This window comes from Enterobacter cloacae complex sp. P38RS (genome assembly GCF_014930775.1).
Classification (GTDB): Bacteria; Pseudomonadota; Gammaproteobacteria; order Enterobacterales; family Enterobacteriaceae; genus Enterobacter; species Enterobacter bugandensis.
The window spans coordinates 68004-82649 of the sequence record NZ_JADBRS010000013.1; the positions used below are offsets into that span (position 1 = coordinate 68004).

At 61.1% G+C, this 14646-nt stretch carries 17 protein-coding genes; all 17 read right to left on the reverse strand.

Features of this window, described 5'->3' with window-relative positions; translation table 11 throughout:
• The 17 genes from IM303_RS15325 to IM303_RS15405 are packed head-to-tail and all read right to left on the reverse strand — an operon-like array spanning nt 1 to nt 14608.
• Nucleotides 1–1230, reverse strand: coding sequence for a beta-ketoacyl-ACP synthase (locus IM303_RS15325; protein ID WP_048960810.1), 1230 nt, complete (start codon nt 1228–1230; stop codon nt 1–3).
• Nucleotides 1227–1958, reverse strand: coding sequence for a 3-ketoacyl-ACP reductase FabG2 (locus tag IM303_RS15330; RefSeq protein ID WP_049000486.1), 732 nt, complete (start codon nt 1956–1958; stop codon nt 1227–1229). Before IM303_RS15330 ends, IM303_RS15325 begins: the two co-directional genes overlap by 4 nt.
• The gene (locus tag IM303_RS15335) at nt 1955–2428 is read right to left on the reverse strand and encodes a 3-hydroxy-fatty acyl-ACP dehydratase (RefSeq protein WP_193360061.1); all 474 of its coding nucleotides are present in this window, start codon (nt 2426–2428) and stop codon (nt 1955–1957) included. The genes IM303_RS15330 and IM303_RS15335 overlap by 4 nt, the downstream gene beginning before the upstream one ends.
• Nucleotides 2425–3594 (reverse strand): beta-ketoacyl-[acyl-carrier-protein] synthase family protein, encoded by a 1170-nt coding sequence (locus IM303_RS15340; protein WP_028014710.1) that lies wholly within the window; start codon nt 3592–3594, stop codon nt 2425–2427. The genes IM303_RS15335 and IM303_RS15340 overlap by 4 nt, the downstream gene beginning before the upstream one ends.
• Nucleotide 3595: 1 nt before the next feature.
• Nucleotides 3596–4174, reverse strand: a complete 579-nt coding sequence (locus tag IM303_RS15345) for a DUF3261 domain-containing protein (RefSeq protein ID WP_028014709.1) — start codon at nt 4172–4174, stop codon at nt 3596–3598.
• Nucleotides 4171–6495, reverse strand: a complete 2325-nt coding sequence (locus IM303_RS15350) for an MMPL family transporter (protein ID WP_193360062.1) — start codon at nt 6493–6495, stop codon at nt 4171–4173. The genes IM303_RS15345 and IM303_RS15350 overlap by 4 nt, the downstream gene beginning before the upstream one ends.
• Nucleotides 6464–7069 (reverse strand): outer membrane lipoprotein carrier protein LolA, encoded by a 606-nt coding sequence (locus IM303_RS15355; RefSeq protein ID WP_045631452.1) that lies wholly within the window; start codon nt 7067–7069, stop codon nt 6464–6466. The genes IM303_RS15350 and IM303_RS15355 overlap by 32 nt, the downstream gene beginning before the upstream one ends.
• The gene (locus tag IM303_RS15360) at nt 7066–7488 is read right to left on the reverse strand and encodes a thioesterase family protein (protein ID WP_028014706.1); all 423 of its coding nucleotides are present in this window, start codon (nt 7486–7488) and stop codon (nt 7066–7068) included. Before IM303_RS15360 ends, IM303_RS15355 begins: the two co-directional genes overlap by 4 nt.
• A 3-nt stretch (nt 7489–7491) precedes the next feature.
• Nucleotides 7492–9183, reverse strand: a complete 1692-nt coding sequence (locus IM303_RS15365) for a glycosyltransferase (protein ID WP_048960815.1) — start codon at nt 9181–9183, stop codon at nt 7492–7494.
• On the reverse strand, nt 9174–9527 hold the full coding sequence (locus IM303_RS15370) for a hydroxymyristoyl-ACP dehydratase (RefSeq protein WP_028014704.1): 354 nt from the start codon (nt 9525–9527) through the stop codon (nt 9174–9176). The genes IM303_RS15365 and IM303_RS15370 overlap by 10 nt, the downstream gene beginning before the upstream one ends.
• Nucleotides 9514–10875 carry an acyl-CoA synthetase gene (locus IM303_RS15375; protein WP_193360063.1) on the reverse strand — a complete coding sequence of 454 codons (1362 nt, stop codon included), beginning with the start codon at nt 10873–10875 and terminating at the stop codon, nt 9514–9516. Before IM303_RS15375 ends, IM303_RS15370 begins: the two co-directional genes overlap by 14 nt.
• Nucleotides 10868–11455: a hypothetical protein gene (locus IM303_RS15380; protein WP_045259379.1), complete on the reverse strand. Its 588-nt coding sequence runs from the start codon at nt 11453–11455 to the stop codon at nt 10868–10870. The genes IM303_RS15375 and IM303_RS15380 overlap by 8 nt, the downstream gene beginning before the upstream one ends.
• Nucleotides 11456–11461: 6 nt before the next feature.
• Nucleotides 11462–11713: an acyl carrier protein gene (locus IM303_RS15385; RefSeq protein WP_193360064.1), complete on the reverse strand. Its 252-nt coding sequence runs from the start codon at nt 11711–11713 to the stop codon at nt 11462–11464.
• Nucleotides 11714–11723: 10 nt separating this feature from the next.
• Complete coding sequence (locus IM303_RS15390; RefSeq protein WP_028014701.1) at nt 11724–11981, reverse strand: phosphopantetheine-binding protein; 258 nt, start codon at nt 11979–11981, stop codon at nt 11724–11726.
• A complete protein-coding gene (locus IM303_RS15395; protein WP_047367235.1) occupies nt 11962–12777 on the reverse strand; it encodes a 1-acyl-sn-glycerol-3-phosphate acyltransferase in 816 nt (271 codons plus the stop codon). Before IM303_RS15395 ends, IM303_RS15390 begins: the two co-directional genes overlap by 20 nt.
• Nucleotides 12774–13496, reverse strand: a complete 723-nt coding sequence (locus IM303_RS15400; RefSeq protein WP_193360065.1) for a beta-ketoacyl synthase chain length factor — start codon at nt 13494–13496, stop codon at nt 12774–12776. The genes IM303_RS15395 and IM303_RS15400 overlap by 4 nt, the downstream gene beginning before the upstream one ends.
• Nucleotides 13497–13543: 47 nt before the next feature.
• Complete coding sequence (locus tag IM303_RS15405) at nt 13544–14608, reverse strand: class I SAM-dependent methyltransferase (RefSeq protein WP_048998999.1); 1065 nt, start codon at nt 14606–14608, stop codon at nt 13544–13546.
• Nucleotides 14609–14646 lie beyond the last annotated feature (38 nt).

Genomic DNA, 14646 nt, shown 5'->3' on the forward strand with positions numbered 1-14646 from the left:
TTACGCCCAGCGTTTAATGATAATCGAGGTATTGATGCCGCCAAACGCGAAGTTATTGCTCTGCAGATACTCGCAGTCAATCTGACGGGCTTCTCCCATAATATAATCTAAAGCCCCGCATTGCTCATCCGGCTGCGTTAAATTGAGCGTCGGGGCAAACCAGCCTTCGCGCATCATCTGCAGGCTCATCCACGCTTCCAGCGCGCCGCAGGCCCCCAGCGTGTGGCCAAAATAGCTCTTCAGCGAGGAAACCGGCACGCTGTCACCGTAGATGGCGGCCGTGGCCTGGCTTTCGGCGATATCGCCGCGGTCGGTGGCGGTACCGTGCGCGGAGATATACCCCATATCCCGGGCGCTTAACCCCGCCATCGCCAGCGACTGCTCCATGCAAATCTGCATGGTGTCACGCTGCGGCTGGGTGATATGGGCCGCGTCACAGTTGGTGGCAAAGCCCACGATCTCACCGTAGATGGTGGCCCCGCGCGCTCTGGCGTGCTCCAGCTCCTCCAGAATGAGTGTGCCTGCGCCTTCCCCAATCACCAGACCATCGCGCTGCGTATCGAACGGCGAGGGGGTGGTTTTGGGTTCGTCGTTGCGCTGGCTGGTGGCAAACAGCGTGTCAAACACCGCCGCTTCAGACGGACAAAGCTCTTCCGCGCCCCCCGCGACCATCACGGTCTGATACCCGTGGCGAATTGCCTCCCAGGCGTAGCCAATCGCCTGGCTGCCGGAGGTACAGGCGCTCGACGTTGGGATCACGCGGCCACGTAGTCCAAAGAACAGGCCGGTATTCACCGCGGTGGTGTGCGGCATCATCTGGACGTAGGTTGTCCCGGTGATGTTATTGGTGTGCTTTTCGGTAAGCATGGTCGCGAATTCGCTGACCGGGCCGGTGCTGCCTGTCGAAGAACCGTAGGCGATGCCGGTTTGCCCGTTGGTGAGCACCGCTTCGCCAATCAGCCCCGCCTGCTCCAGCGCCAGCTCGGTGGCGCGGGTCGACATCAGCGACACGCGGCCCATGGCGCGAATACGCTTGCGGGTATAGTGTTCCGGCAGCGTGAAATCGTCGATCGGCGCGCCCAGCAGGGTGTGCAGGCCATCATAAACCTGCCATTCCGGCATTTTACGCACGGCGTTTTCATACGCCAGCAGCCGGCTGGAAACGGACTGCCAGTTCTCGCCAAAGGCGGTGACGCCGCCCATGCCCGTAATCACCACGCGACGCGTCATAGCATTCCTCCGTTAATCGAAATGACCTGGCGGGTGACGTAGCCCGCGATATCCGACATCAGATAGCTTGCCAGCCCGGCGACCTCATCAGCCTGGCCCATACGTTTCATTGGGATGATGGACATCGCTTCCTTCAGCGCGGCCTCCTCCATTTCAATCATGCCGGTATCAATCAGCCCTGGCGCAATACAGTTCACGGTGATTTTGCGTTTTGCCAGCTCGATCGCCAGCGCTTTGGTGGCGCCGATAATGCCCGCTTTGGCCGCGCTGTAGTTCACCTGGCCGCGGTTGCCCATCACGCCGGAGACGGAGGATAAGGTAATAATGCGCCCGCCCTGACGGGTGCCGATCATGGGCATAATGCAGGGGTGTATGACGTTATAAAAACTGTCGAGATTGGTGTGGATCACGCTGTCCCAGTCATCTTCACTCAGTGCCGGAAAGGCACCGTCGCGGGTAATTCCGGCGTTGCTAACCACGCCATACCATGCGCCATGGGCATCAATTTCCTGCTCAAGCACTTCACGGCACTGCTCGCGGTTGCCTACGTCAAACGAGAGTAAACGGCCGCTGCCGCCCGCCTGCGTGATGGCGTCCAGCGTCTCCTGCGCGCCTGCGGCATCACGATGGTAATGCACGCCGACGGTAAACCCGTCAGCGGCAAGCTGGCGGGCGATGGCGCGACCAATGCCTTTGCTGGCCCCTGTGACCAGTACGGAACGACTCATGCGTGGGATCCCTGATTAAAAAGCGATGTTAATTCTTCTGCACTCGGCTGGAAGGTATTGACCCGGCCCGTGGCCAGCGTCTCTTCACCTGCGCAAATCGTGCATTCAAAACTGCCGAAGCGTTCGTCCTGCATCAGCAGCTTAACGGTAATGTCCAGCGTTAAGCCTTTGGCGAAACGCCCGCTGGCGCAGACCAGCTCGCGCGCGCCGAGCACCATGCCCAGCGCGATATGTTCCTGCCCCTGCTGCTGACGATGCCAGCCCGACCAGACGCCAACGGTCTGCGCCATTAGCTCGAGCGCGTACCAGCCCGGCAGGTCGCCATCGGCATTGAGAAACGGCGCCAGCACGCTTTGCCTGTCAACCGCCACGTGGCAGACCGCCATGTCATCCGTCACATTTTCAACGGACCCCAGCAGCATCATGGGCGCATCGTGCGGCAAATAGGCTTCGGGTGATAGATAGCTCATGACGTTCTCCCCAGCAGAATGCTGGCGTTATTGCCGCCAAACGCGAACGAGTTAGACAAAATCACCGGCTTTTTCAGGGCGGTGCTCTGGTGCAGCAGGCCGCACGGCGCCAGCGTCTCGTCCGGAGCGTAGCGGGAAAAATCCTGCGGCGGCAAGGGCAGATCGCGCGTCAGGATAAGCCAGCTCAAAGCCGCTTCGGTAATGCCGGCAGCGCCCAGCGTGTGGCCGGTAAGGTGTTTGGTTGAACTGCACGGCACGCTTTCTCCGAAGAGATCGTGAACCACCTGTGATTCAATCTGATCATTGAGCGGCGTGGCCGTGCCGTGCAGGTTGATGTAGCCGATGTCGTCCGGCTGCATGCCCGCTTCGCTGAGCGCCTGAGTGATAGCCCTTATCGCCCCGTCGCCCTGCGGATGCGGGGCGGAAATATGGTACGCATCGCTGGATTCGCCCGTGCCGAGCAGCGCCACGTCCGCGGGCTCCCGGCTTAATACCATCAGCGCCGCCGCTTCACCGATGGTGATCCCCCGGCGGTCCCGGCCAAACGGCTCGCAGAGCGTGGGGGAGAAGGATTCAAGACTGTTAAAGCCGTTCACGGGCATCCGGCTCAGGGTGTCTGCTCCGCCGACAATGGCGATATCCACCAGCCCGGCTTCGATCAGGCGTTTGCCGCCGATCATCGCCCGCGCGCTGGAGGAGCAGGCGGTGGAGATCGTATAGGCCGGGCCTTCAAGCTGCAGCCAGTTGGCGAGAAAGCGGGAAGGATCGCCCAGCTCCTGCTGCGGATACTGCCAGAGCGTGCTGGTCTCGCCGTCGGTCATGAGACGCACGTGCTCATCGCCTTCATCCAGCCCGGAGGTGCTGGTTCCCAGCACCACGGCCACGCGGTCGCGACCAACGCGGGCGATGGCCTCGTCAACGGCGGGCTGAATCTGCGCCAGCGCGGCCAGCAGCAGCTGGTTGTTGCGGGTGCGGTGTGCAGAGAAGGTGTCCGGGATGAGCGGCAGTTCGCCTTCCACCCCGCCCAGTACCGCTTCGGGCATTCCCTGCAGCCAGCCGGTCCGGGCGTGCATGCCCGGCGCCACGCCCGCAGCCAGGTTGGCGGCAATTTCATCAGGCGAGTTGCCCAGCGCGTTGACCATGCCAACAGCGGATATATAAATCATCTCAGTCACCCAGATATTGAATGGTGATGTGGTATTTGAATACGTGTTGCTCGATGCTGATCGGCTCGCGCTTGCCTTTGCGCTGGAGGTAGACAATCTCCGTCACCAGCTTGCCGCTGGCGTTGCGCAGCTCGCGCCGATCGCCATTGTCCGTTAACGTCCAGCCCTTCGGCAACTGCGGCTGCCAGGCGCTAATCGGCCAGTGGCTGAGCATTACGTCGGCCAGCACCTGGCTGGCGGGCGGCAGCTGCGGCACGACGATAGACTGCTCGGTATGAATACCGCTCTCGTCGTACGTTGCCAGGAACAGGCGAATGCCCACGGAAGAGAGGCCGGCCAGCGTGACCTTATGCGCATCCGCGTTGAGCATCACCAGCAGGGACTGCGTTTGCCCGTTAAAGCTGCCGGTCAGCAGCTGCTGGGAGCTTACTGCCGGGCTGATGCCGGGCGGCGGCAGAGTGACTTTGGTGCCAGGCTGAAGCCAGGCCTGAGGCCGCGTCTCTTTGGTATCGGTCGAATGGCTGCAGCCTGCCAGCAGCAGCGCCGCGGCCAGCGCGACGGCGCGATAAACAGCGTTCATTTACGTTTTCTCTCTTTCTTATCCGGCATCGCCAGCGGTGCCAGCAGGAAGGCGGTGAAAATACCGCTCACCAGCACAATACCAAAGCTGCTGATAGCCTGGGTGGCGCTGAAGACGAGCATGCCCAGCGTCAGCAGGGTGGCCATCATGGCCAGGGTAATCGCCAGCATCGAAGTCAGCGGCGTACCGCGCGGGTTGCTGAAGAACAGCGTGTAGTTAATGCCAATGCCGAGCACCAGTACCAGCGCCAGCAGTGAAAACAGATTTACCGGGTGGCCCGTTGCGGCCAGCGCGGCCAGCCCGCAGCTTAGCGACAGTGCGGACGGCACCAGGCTTATCAGCCCTTTGCGCCAGCCGAGGCGCAGTATCGCCCCGCAGGCTATCACCGCCAGCGCCGCAAACAGTAGCCCCGTCAGCAGCGTGCGGTAGAGGGCAAACAGGCTGTCAAAGCTGGCCTTGCGGTCCACCCAGACGACGCCGTCATAGCGCGCGGCCAGCTCACCGAGAGCCGCGCTGTTTTTTGCGCCGTCCACCGGCACGAGCACGCCGCTTTCCCCGCCCGGCAGTGTCAGCCAGAGCAGACGCCAGCCCTCGCTGGCCGGACTTTCAAGCCACGCGTCCACGCTGACCGGCATGGCGTCCAGATTGGGGGAAACGGCGTTGAGCCCTGCGCTTTTCAGCACGTTCGTCACCGCAGGCGCGGCGTCCCGCAGCAGCGCAAGGTCGCTTTTCTGGCGGGCCAGCGAGTTCAGCGGCAGGGTGCGCCAACGGGTGAGATCCCCCGCCTTTTGCGCCTCGGCCAGCGCGGGAGTAAAGGCTTCCAGCCGCTCCAGCGTTTGCTGGGGCGAAGCGCCATGCACCACAAACCATTTCTGATCGACGCTTTGGCCGGTCAGGGCGGTAATGGTTTTCTCCTGCGCCAGAATATCTTTCGGCAGCGCCTGCAGCTGGGCGATGTCGTCGTCCACCTTCAGGGTGCTCATTCCCACGGCGGAGAGCAGCGCCAGCGCGACGGGCAGACCAACGGACAGTTTTTTACTGCGTCGCCAGGCGGCCAGCCAGCGCAACATCAGGACCATAAAGGGAACCGGGCGCACCGGCAAACCCCGGCACAGCCACGGATGCCAGAAAATCACCGTCAGGCAGGAGGCGCTCAGCCCCGTCGCGGCAAATACCGCCATCTGGCGGATCCCGGGGAAGGGGGCCAGCATCATAATCAGGTAGGCGGCGACGGTCGTCAGCAGCGCCAGCAGCAGCGCATTGCGCACTTTGGCCAGGCTTTGCCAGGGAGAGAGCTCCGCGCCGTGCACCATCCGTTCGGTCAGGTAGTAAAGCGTATAGTCGGCCGAAATACCGATGATGCTCATGCTCATCACCAGCGTCATCAGGTGCAGTTCGCCAAAGAGCAGCAGCGTCACCACCGTGCCCGCCAGCGCGCCGATTGCAATGGAGAGCACGCTCAGCAGCAGCGGGCGCAGAGAGCGGAACACCGCCACGATCAGCAGGAACACCCCAAGCAGGGTGGCGATGCCCAGCGTTGAGACGTCGCGTTTAGCCTGCTGGCTGGCATAATCGCTGTAGAACACCGTCCCGCGCGAAAGCAGCTGCGCCTGCGGGTAACGCACTTTCAGCGTCTGTTGCAGCGCGTTAAGCGTCGTCACGAGCCGGTGGGTCTGCTGCATATCAAATGACGAGCCCGCCAGTTCGCCGTGCAGCAGATACCAGTAGTTTCCCGCTTCATCTTGCGTGACCAGCCAGCCGTCCATCAGCCGCAGCTTCTGGCCGTTTTGCGCCAGGGCGAGCTGCGAGCCGCGCATCAGCATCAGCGGATCGTTTTGCAGCTCTTTGCCGCTGACGCCGGAGAAGGCGGAGTAGAGCTGGGATAAAATCCACTGCGCCTGCGCTTCTCCGCCGTTTTGCAGGCGGGCGCGGGTGGCCGGATCAATCAGCCCGTTGCGGTGCTGCCAGAAGAATTCTCCCCAGGCCTTTTGCCCGGCGGCGTCCATCGGGCCTTTGACCTCGCGGAGCGCGTCGCTGCCGTGCAGCAGTTCAAGCCACTGCTGCGCCACGCGCGGATCGGGTTCTTTGCCGGGGCTGACCAGCCAGACCAGCTGGCGGTCGAGACGCTGCATAAACCCGTCGTTGAGCGCCGGAGGGATCGCCCCCAGCGTCTGCTTCGGCAGCATGGCCAGCACGCTGCTGTTCAGCCGCGCGCCGGGCAGCAGCGACAGCAGCACGCCCAGCATAACCAGACATACCGTGGCCCACAGCAGCGCCGGGCGCAGGGATTTACGGTGCGGCAAAGCGTTGGCGTTCGTCATCGGTCAGGCTGGCGGGCGTCAGTTGGTGGTTTGAAAGGGCGATATCGGTACGGTCGCCCTGCCTGTCGTTCAGGCGGATCGTCTCAAGATAGGTCGCGCCGCCCAGATCGAGGGTGGCGAAAATCTTGTCCAGCGGCGTCGTTTTTGGGGTAAGCACCAGCGACCAGCGGCCCGCGCCCAGGTCTTTAAAATCGATGCGGAAGTTCTCTTCCAGCACCTTGCGGTCGGCCTGGAACAGGGCCCGCAGCAGGTGGTTGAACTGGAACATCTGCGGATTATTGTCGGCGGTGATGGTCTGCGGCGGCTGGCCGTTGATCGCCTGAACCATCCGCTTGTCGTCCAGCAGCAGCGTCATCGGAAACGGCGCTTTTTGATCCCACAGCAGGCCGCTGTCGCGGGCGATCAGCATCTCGCCCTGCGAGCGCAGCGGCTGCGGCATATCTTTTATCGTGCGGACCTGTTCGAAGTGCGCGCGCACCACGGGCTGCTCGGTGAAACGCTGCTGCAGTTCATCCAGCGTCACGGCGCTGACCAGCGGGCTGACGATCAGCGCCAGCAAAGGCAACCATTTCATGGCGTGACTCCCATACGTTCAAACAGTACTGCCGGACTGACAAAGCACATTTCGCGGGTGGCTTCTTCCACCGCCACCTGGATGGTGTAGCCGGTGGTGGTGCGTTTGCCGGTCTGCGCATCGAAAATTTGATAGGCAATGCGCAGGCGGTTTTCATACTCTTCAATCTGCGCGCGAACGCGAATGCGCTGCTCAAAGGTCACCGCATCGCGGTATTTCACCCGCGTGTCGACAACGGGCCAGACGTAGCCGGAGGCCTTCATCTGGCGATAGCCATAGTCAAACTGATTGAGCAGCGCCTCGCGGGCGATCTCAAAGTAGCGAAAATAGTTGCCGTGCCAGACCACACCCATCATATCGACGTCGTGGAACGGAACGGTGATCTCAACTTCAGTCGTAAAGCGGGGATCGGTCAGCACCCTTTACTCCTTCTCTCTGGACTCTGGCAGATGCCAGAAATCGAAAAAATTAAACCAGTCGAGCGGCGACATCAGGGCGTAATGCTCCAGCCGCTGCGCGTAGCGATCGACGGTAGCCTGCAGCGCCTGCTGGCGTTCCCCGCGCGGCAGGATCAGCGGGTCGGCAAACGGCTCGCTGTGCAGGACGAGCTTACCCTGCTGGCGCAGGGCGAAAATCAACACCACCGGACAGCGCAGAATGGAGGCCAGGATAAACGGCCCCTGAGGGAACGGTGCGGGCTGGCCCATGAACGGGCTCCAGATCACCCGCCACTCGCCGCCACGCTGCGGGTTGACGGCGATGCGGTCGCCCACGATCGCGACCCATTCTCCGCGCTCAAGCTTCTCTTTGATGGCAATGGCGGTGTCCGGGCCGATGTCGGTGACCGACATCAAATTCACGCCGGCCTGGGGCGCCATTTCGCTCATAATTTGCTTAAAACGCCGGGCGTTCTCGCTGAAGACCAGGGCGTTGATGGTTTTGCTGCCGTCCAGCTGGGCCAGCGCCCGGCAGGCTTCTACGTCGCCAAGATGCGAGGCCAGCAGCAGCTTGCCCTGCGGCGCCGCGATATTAAGCGTTTCGCTCGCGCCGGGAGCAAAGACCACGTCGCGCTTAAACTTCAGCTCGCCGCGCCAGCTGGCGACTTTGTCCAGCATCGCGTTGCCGAAGCGCATGAAATGGAAAAAGCTGTTGAGCTGTTCTGGAACAGGCATGTTCCGCTGCATCAGCACCTGCTTCACGCGTGCAATCCACTGCCGCGAAGCCTGCCGCGCCGGACGCGCGATCAGCCAGTAGACGCCGATAACCGGCCACAGCAGCACGGTAAACGCCCGCCGCCCCAGCAGCTGCCAGACACGCAGCATCAGGCGCATGCCCCACAGGCCTTTAACCTCGTCCTGCTGCGCCCAGTGCTGGCCGCGTCGACGGAAGAGCAGGCCGGGAATGCGGGGCAGCATGCCGAAGAACAGCCGGGTATGCATCAGGGAGATCCGCACGTTATCTTTCAACGCGTCGAAGTGGGACAACCCGTCCTGCGGATAGGTCACGCGGGTGGGCAGAAAGACGCTGGTGTTGCCCTGCCAGTAGAGACGGACCATCACTTCGGTATCAAAGTCCATCCGTTTACCGAGCGTTTCACGCGCGGCGAGCCGCAGCGTGGGCGAGACCGGGTAGACCCGAAAGCCGCACATACTGTCTTTAAGCTGCAGGGATAAGGTCTCAATCCATACCCAGACGTGGGTGACCCAGCGCCCGTAGAGCCGCGAGCGCGGGATAGAATCATCGTAAACGGGCTGGCCGGAAATCAGCGCGTCCGGGTGGCGCTCCGCCAGCGCCAGCATTTTGGGAATATCTTCGATGGCGTGCTGGCCGTCCGCGTCCACCTGCAGGGCGTGGGTATAGCCCGCACGCGCGCACTCCTCCAGCCCCCTAATGACCGCGGCACCTTTGCCGGCGTTTTGCGCCAGACGGACCAGCGTCATCTGCGGCTGTTCCGCCGCCAGCCGCTCAAGCTCCTGGCGGGTGGCGGCTTCGCTGCCGTCATCCACCACCAGGCACGGCAGGCCAAACGGCGAGAGGCGCGACAGCACGCTGGCCATCGTGGCGCCGTGGTTGTAGCACGGGATCAGCACGCAGGGGCGGAAGGTTACTGACATAGACGAATTTTCCCGCTGCTGGCGGTATGGCGTTCAGCCCCGTCATGACGCAGGTAGCTGAAGGTCAGCAGTTTGCGTCCGGCATGCCACTCAAGCACCAGCGTCACCGTGGTTTCCGGCAGCAGAGGCGCCTGGAACTTCACGTTTTGAATGCTGTGAAAGCGGTAGCCCGGTGCCAGTAAGGTCGTTGCGTAGTGCATCACCCAGTCAAGCTGCGCAACGCCGGGCAGCAGCGGCTGTACGGCAAAATGGCCCTGAAACCAGAACAGAGAGGCGTCGAGATGCAACACGATCTCCAGCTTCTCCGGTTGTGCCTGATGGCGCTCGATTTCATGAATTTTCATGAAATAACTCCTCTAACTGCGCATAGACACGCTTGTTCATACTGTTTACCGGCAACTCATCGACAATGCGCCAGTAGCGTGGAACGGCGACCGGCTCAAGCCACGGCAGCAGGGCGCGTCGCCAGGCGAACTCCTGCGCTTTTTTATCCTGCAGATGCCAGCGCTGACGAACCGCCTCATCCAGCACCAGCAGGACGCCAATCCCCTGACGGCCCCCGCGCGTAACCGGCAGCGCAGCCGCCTCGCAAACGCCGTCGAGCTCCAGCAGGCGACGCTCAATCTCGTTAAGCGAGATGCGCTTTTCTTCAATTTTGACCACCCGCCCGCGACGACCGGCGATGCTGAAAAGCCCCGCACTGTCGAAGTGGAGGATATCGTCCAGCTGGAGTCCTTCAGCCTCATGGATAAGCGGCGAAGTGACGCGGCAGGCGTCATCTTCCTGATGGAAGTTTACGCCGGGGAAGGGTAGCCACGGCAGGTTATCTTCCACGCGATGGCGCCAGGCGAGGATCCCGGTTTCGGTGCTGCCATAAATTTCGTCCGGCCAGATGTTAAGCCAGCCAACCGTGGTGGAGACGTCACGCCAGGGCAGCATTCCGCCCGCGGAAATCAGCATCCTGACGGGCGGCGCGGCCAGTTCGGTATCCAGGCGCTTCAGGAACGCAGGGCTGCTGATGAACAGGTAATGCCGGTCATGAGGAAGGGCGGCCAACTGCTCTGCGTAGTAGAGCATCGCGGCATGCAGCGGCAGGCCCATCGCCATCGGCAGTACGATGCGAAATGTCAGGCCGTAGAGATGTTGCGGGACGACAGAGGCCACAACGCTACAGCCAGCCAGGCGTTCGCCGAAGCGGTCAGCCAGCAGGCGGGCTTCGCGATCCAGGCTGACGATGTGCTTAACCACCCGGCGCGGCGTTCCCGTGGAGCCGGAGGTGAACAGCTCGACGAAGCGGTTTTCGTTAATCTCCGGCAGGGGTACCCAGCGGGCGATCGTCTGGTGGCGGGAGGCTACCACAATCAGCTGCCCGTCGATATCGAGGGACCGATCGCTCAGGACGCCGTTAAACAGCGGCTGCTGCTCCTCAAGCAGCGAAACGCGGCTATGGCCGGGAATGACCGGCGTTTTACCGGCATGCAGCGAGGCCAGCAGCGCAACGATAAACAGGTAGCTGTTTTCAAAGCATAGCGCCCAGCGCTCGCCTTCCTGCTGACGCAGGGTGTCGACCAGTAACGTCACGTCGTGGCGCAGCTGGCCCAGCGTCCAGGTACGATCGTCGAGCCAGGCGACGGGCGTGTCGTCAGGGCGGGGCGCGTTTAACCACTGGCCCAGCGGAAGGGGGTTATTCATTGTGCATCTCTTTTTTTATCACCCGCTGGCGCACCAGCCACTCTGCCGCCATCAGCGTCCCCATCAGGATGTAAGCCACCATACCGTTCCACAGCGTCCACAGGTGCATGTCGCCGTGCAGGACGGTATACAGCGCCATCGCCCCGTTGCCGATGAAAAATCCGCACCAGACGAGGGTCACCCTGCGGGTATAGCGCACGCCCTCCGGCGGCAAATTTGGCTCACGTAAGCGCGCCAGGCGTTCGACCAGCGGCATCGCTGTCCAGAGCGAACCGCCGAACACGGCGAGCATCACAAGATTAACGACCACAGGGTAAAACAGCAGCCACTGATGGGTTTTCAGCAGGTAGCTTGCCGCGCAGAGCGCGATCCCCGCCAGCGCCACGCACTGCACCACATACCGCATCGGGCCGGTGTTACGCCGCGCCTGACGCAGCCGCAGCAGCAACAGCAGCGCCATCACCGGCAGCAGCCACGGCAGGCTGTTATGCGTCAGCCCAAATCCAATCAGGAAGGGCCACGCCAGCAGCATCAGCCCCGTCAGAAGTGGGATGACCGGGAACGTCCGTCCACCACGCACGGTGTCTTACTCTTCGCGCAGCAGCTGTTCGACGGCGTCTACCACATCCTGAACGGTACGAACCGATTTGAAGGTTTCCGGCTTGATTTTCTTACCGGTTTTCTTCTGCAGATGGACAATCATGTCCACCGCGTCAATGCTGTCCAGCTCCAGGTCTTCGTAAAGACGGGCTTCGGGCGTAATGTCCTGCGGGTCGATTTCAAAGAGTTTGGTCAGAAGGCCGCAGACTTCCTTATAAATGGTTTCTTGTTCGGTCATAGTTCACATCTCAGGCGCGTTGGGCGTGGATAAAGGACGCCAGGGTGGCGACGGAAAAGAAGTGCTGGCGCATCTCTTCGCTTTCGGCAGAAAGCACCACGCCATACTGGTTTTTCACCGCCAGACCCAGCTCCAGCGCGTCGATAGAGTCGAGACCCAGCCCGTCGCCAAACAGCGCGGCATCGGTATCAATATCCTCTGCGGTAAGCTCGTCCAGATTCAGCGTGGTGATAATGAGATTCTTAATTTCAAGATAAAGCGCTTGCATCATTAATTCCTGACAAAGATTGAAGGCCTGATGTTAATCGATGCTGCAGGTGCCGGTTTAACTGCCTTGCCGCCAGTGCCGGTTCTTGTTGCCTTGCATCGTAAAATTCGTCGATGTTCACGCGATCGCGCACATCGACGGTAAAGACAGGTTTTGCGGGCGGTACATCATACCAGCGGCTTTTTTTATCCAGCAGGTGCTCGCTGCAGTGGATGAGTACGATCCGCAGATCGCTGCGGCAGCGCACGGCGATATTTGCCGCGCCGCGCTGGAGGGACATCGCCTCACCTGGGCGGGTACGCGTCCCTTCCGGGAAGATTAACAGCGTGTCGCCCTGGGCCAGACGCTGCTGGCTGGCGGCGAGCAGAGGCTCGGCCTCGCTGTTAATCAGATAATCCGCCGCGCGGATAACGCCGCTGACAAACGGATTGCGCAGTAACGCGCTTTTCACCAGACAGTCGGTTTCGGGCATTACCGACGCCAGAATCACGTAGTCAATTAACGTAGGGTGGTTAGCCACCACCAGGCAGCCCCGATCGCCGCGCAGAGCATCAAGATTGTGGATGCGATAGTCCAGCACCCCGGTGCCGCGGGCAACGGTTAAGAAGAAGCGGAAGCTGGCCGCGATGCTGCGGCGCGCCAGGCGACGGCGTTTGGCGCGATCGCGCTGGGCAATCAGCAGCAGGTTGAACCAGACCAGCGACAACAGCAGCCCGCCCGCGCCAAACAGCACGAAGCAGAATCCGGTCATGACCAGACGCCATAGCCAGTTGATCCGGGCGGTCAGGCGGTTCATTGGCGCGCCCACTGCCACAGCAAACGTTCGCCGGGCACCACAAACTGCCGTTCCTCACGGAGATAGCGTTGCAGGAACATCAGGCTTTGCGGCAGGGCGGCTTCCTCGCCCGTGCTGCCGCTGCGGGTTTCGCACCGCCATTCGCTGCCGGCTTCAATCACCAGCGCCACCGCGTACGGCCAGGTAGGCATCTGCGGCGGTAACGCCGGATGGTAAAATTCCGGCAGCGCGCCGTCAAAATCCACCAGCAGGACGCGGGAGTAGCCCGCATGCAGCAGGCTCAGCACTTCACACAGGGCCTGCTGGAAGGTGTCCAGCCCGGCGGAAATGGATGATGAGACAACAGGCTGGCGAGCGGCGATCGTGAGATTGCCCACCGCGGAATTATGCACGGACATGGCGAAGTCGGTAGGCGAGACGGCCTGCCCGGTCGCCAGCGTATGCAGAATACGGTAATTGCGCTCCAGCTCGCCGTGGCGGCTGGAATAGACGACGGCGTCTATGGCGTGGCTTTGCAGCATGGCAAGACCAATATCCACCGCCAGCTTACTGCCTGAGTTAAGGCGGCGCGCGGTCATCATCGGTAACGCGGTCAGGCGGGGTAGAGGAGCCGTCGGGTCGATGGTCGACTGCAGGCGCGACCACGCCTGCCACTCTGCGGCATCGCTTAGTCCTGGCGCTCTTGCCTGCCAGTCAATAATGTTCAGTGAAAATTTCATCTACGCGCGTCCGCGGAATACCGTATTCAAAGGGCAGCCAGGCTGCGCTATTGTTCACGTTTGGTGCAAATTAACAGGGTATGACCTACCCCAAGGTTATCCAGCCGCTGTGCTATGCTGAAGCCCGCCCTTTCCAGGTAGTGATAAAACTTCTCTACGCTGTAAAACCGGCTATTGCCATTCGCCATACAGGTGAAATAGAGCGAGGTGGCATTCAGGCTGAAAGCCGCCGCTTCATATTTCTGGGCATCCCAGAAAAGCTCCATGATGCACAACCGTGCGCCAGGCTTCATGACCTCTGCGACGCGCGTCAGCATGGCGACAATCTGATCCGGAGAGAAACAGTCGAGGAACTGGCTCATCCACCAGACGTCGGCATCTCCCGGCAATGCCGACGGACTAAGCATATCGACAGCATGGAATCCAATACGATGAGAAAAACCTGCTTTTTCGATGTTTTCCTGCGCCAGCGCTATCTGCTGCGGGAGATCGAGGATCGTCACGGCAACATTGTCGTCATAGCGGCAGCAGCGTAACGACCATTTACCTGTATTTCCGCCCACATCGTACAATTTTGTCGGCGAGCTTGCGAATATATATGGCAACGCAGCGTCAAAAGCGGCGTCGGAATAGTAATGATCGAAGGCAAACCAGCTCTCTTTTGCCGGGGCAGGAAGCTGGGATAAAGCCGGATAGATGGTTGGCCAGTCGCCAAACACGGATAATCCAGTCGGTTTTTCTTTCTGCAGGGCATCGGCCAGATGAAATAACCCCTGGTAACAGACGTCCTGCGTGAAATCCATATTAACGCGGGTCATGGGATCGTGGAGTAAGAAATGGCCCACTTTCGCCAGGAAATAACGACCTTCTTTATAAGTAATTATCCGCCCGCTTAATCCCATGTCTAACAATACGCTGACGGCATAACTGCTCAGGGTACTGTTTTCGGTTATTTCGTCGAGGCTCGCCCCCTTATTACCCTGTTTATCGAGCCAGGCGAGAACGCCCGAGTTACGCAGACAAAGCGCGGTCTGAAATAACATCGGCGCAAAAGCGATGCGTTGCGCTTCGGTAATGGCATCCAGCGCGCTGAGCGTGTCCTTTTCGTACATTGTTGCGTAACCTTTCAGGGTAAGAAATGAGGTTATCG